A 2,477-nucleotide genomic window follows, 5' to 3' on the forward strand; every position below is an offset into this window, starting at 1 on the left:
CTGCCATAATGGGCCGCTTGCCAGCATCTCTATTACCTCCTGCACCAACCACTGAGATGATACGACCGCCGTGGTGCTTTTGTAGCTCCTGAATCGTGCCCAGTACATTGGCGAGGGCATCGGGCGTATGGGCATAATCGACCACTGCCACATAGCCCTTGGGAGAGGTGACGGTCTGAAAACGCCCATCCACTGGGGTGAGCCGACTCATCTCTCTCAGCACCTCCTCCTCAGGCTGTCCGAGCAAAATAGCTGCCCCAAAGATCGCCAACATATTGTAGGCATTGAAGCTCCCCACTAGGCGTGTATAGACCTCGTGGTTATTAAAAAGCATATCGGTACCATCGAGGTGTTGCTCAAGTATCTTTCCCTTAAAATCGGCATCTCGCTTGATAGCGTAGGTATGCACTTCTGCCACGGTATTTTGCACCATCACCATACCATTGGTTTCATCGAAGTTGGTGAGGGCAAAAGCCTCTTTGGGCAGTCCATCGAAGAAGCCTTGTTTTGCGTGGAGGTAATTGAGGAAGGTGCCGTGATAATCAAGGTGGTCTCTAGTGAGGTTGGTAAAGATACCTCCTCTGAAATAGGTGCCTCCGATACGGTGCTGATGGACAGCGTGCGAAGAGACCTCCATAAAGGCATACTCGCAGCCTGCCTCTACCATCTGCCAGAGGTACCTCTGAAGGGTGAGGGCATCAGGGGTGGTGAGCTTACTTGGAATCTCCTCCCCATCCACAATCACACAGACTGTTGATACCAAACCACTCTTATGACCCAAGTGGGAGAATAGTCGGTAAAGGAGTGTCGCAATAGTTGTCTTACCATTGGTCCCTGTCACCCCTACCAACTTGAGTTTACGGGAAGGGTGGTCGTAAAAGTTGGCAGCCACTTCACCGATCACCACATCGGTATGCTCCACACGGAGGTAAGTGATCCCTTCCTTTCGCTCTTGAGGCACCTCCTCACATAGGATAGCGGTGGCTCCCTTCTCAATAGCCATATCAATAAAGTCGTGACCATCCGTGACCGTTCCACGGAGTGCCACAAAGAGCATGCCTTCCTCCACCACTCTTGAGTCGGCCGTAATCTGCCGAATCTCCTTATCTAGTTCGCCCGACACTACATCGTGGGCGATTCCTTTCATCAATGTATCTAGTTTCATACTCTACTCGTTGCGTAGCGTCAATATTAATAACTGTCCTTGCTTTGTCCTTCCTCCCTTATGGATTGATTGCTGTTTTACCACTCCTCCTTGTCCATTGAGCCGAACATCTAGCCCCATTTTTTCGGCAAGGTAGAGGGCATCCATCACACTCATCCCCATGAGGTCGGGCATCGTGCCTACCTCTGGTTTGAGTGCACTTAGTATCTGTAGGCTATCCCCCCCTTGGTGCGATAGCCACTCCGTTCCACTGCTATGTAATTGATCTACCTTTGCTCCTGTATACTTAATCGCATGCTTCACCCCTTCGGTGGTACCGCCCAGCACCCTCTGGCCAAAGGTGGCTAAAGAATCGGGAAGCACCTCACCAAGCGACTGGGTGTAGGAAGTGGCGATGGTCTTCTCCGCAATTTCACGAAGCACTGCCCCTGGGATAGAACCCGAAGGGTAAACGCCTCTCGGACGGCTCACCACTACAATACAGCTATAGAGTGGTCGCTCACTTGGGAAGTAGCCACAGAAGGTTACATTGTGACCTGCCCCCTTAAAGGCACCTCCACCAAGTCGTTGAGCCGTACCTGTCTTACCCGAAATAGAGACATAGGGAGAGTTCATAGCTGTTCCCGTACCCTCCGTCACTACACCACGGAGCATCAGTTGAAGCTCCTCAATCGCCTTAGAGGAGGCGATCTGTTTATTCACCACCCTGGGCTCTCGCTTGTAACCAATCTTATCACCGCTACTTACCTCGCGAACTAGGTAGGGCTCCATCATCTTACCCCCATTTGCCACGGCATTGTAGAAGCGAAGCGTGTAGATTGGTGGCATTAATATCTCATAGCCATAAGAGCTCCACGGCATCGTACTATTGGACCACTTCTCTACATCTTGCTGGAAGCGTGGGCGGGCAGTGCCTGGGATCTCAAAGTCAATCTGGTCAAAGATTGTCATCTTATTCAATTCATCCAGATAGCCCTGACGGTCGTCGCCGTAGGTCTTCAGAACCGCCTTTGCCACTCCTACGTTGGAGGAGAAGTAGATCGCCTCATTGTAGGTAATCTTGCCATATCCCCCTTTATGAGCATTGTGGTCACGGATTGTAAGCCCTCGGCCGATGGTGTAGAGACCATTCCCCACATCCACGGTATCCTGTGGGTTCACTCCCTTTCGATCCAGTACCCCCAGCATGGAGATCGCTTTGAAAGTAGAGCCGGGCTCAATCAGGTCGGCTAGAGCATGATTGGTTCGCTCCATATAGTTTCCCTCGCCCATACGATCCAGATTGGCTAGAGCTTTCACCGCTCCAGTAGCC

General features: G+C 51.6%; 2 protein-coding genes and 1 pseudogene (1 of these 3 cut by a window edge). All 3 read right to left on the reverse strand.

Features of this window, described 5'->3' with window-relative positions; translation table 11 throughout:
• Positions 1–1,165 (reverse strand): UDP-N-acetylmuramoyl-L-alanyl-D-glutamate--2,6-diaminopimelate ligase (locus QVO39_RS04125; protein ID WP_288171743.1); only part of this gene is annotated, 1,165 nt, incomplete at its 3' end.
• 3 nt (positions 1,166–1,168) lie between these two features.
• Positions 1,169–2,419 (reverse strand): penicillin-binding transpeptidase domain-containing protein, encoded by a 1,251-nt coding sequence (locus QVO39_RS04130; protein ID WP_288171744.1) that lies wholly within the window; start codon positions 2,417–2,419, stop codon positions 1,169–1,171.
• Positions 2,382–2,477 (reverse strand): annotated as a pseudogene (locus tag QVO39_RS04135) (hypothetical protein); its annotated part runs 505 nt beyond the window's last position; the annotation flags it as partial. The gene QVO39_RS04130 and the pseudogene QVO39_RS04135, both read right to left, overlap by 38 nt.

The organism is Porphyromonas sp. CAG:1061 (genome assembly GCF_000435035.1).
Lineage (GTDB): Bacteria > Bacteroidota > Bacteroidia > Bacteroidales > Porphyromonadaceae > Porphyromonas_A > Porphyromonas_A somerae.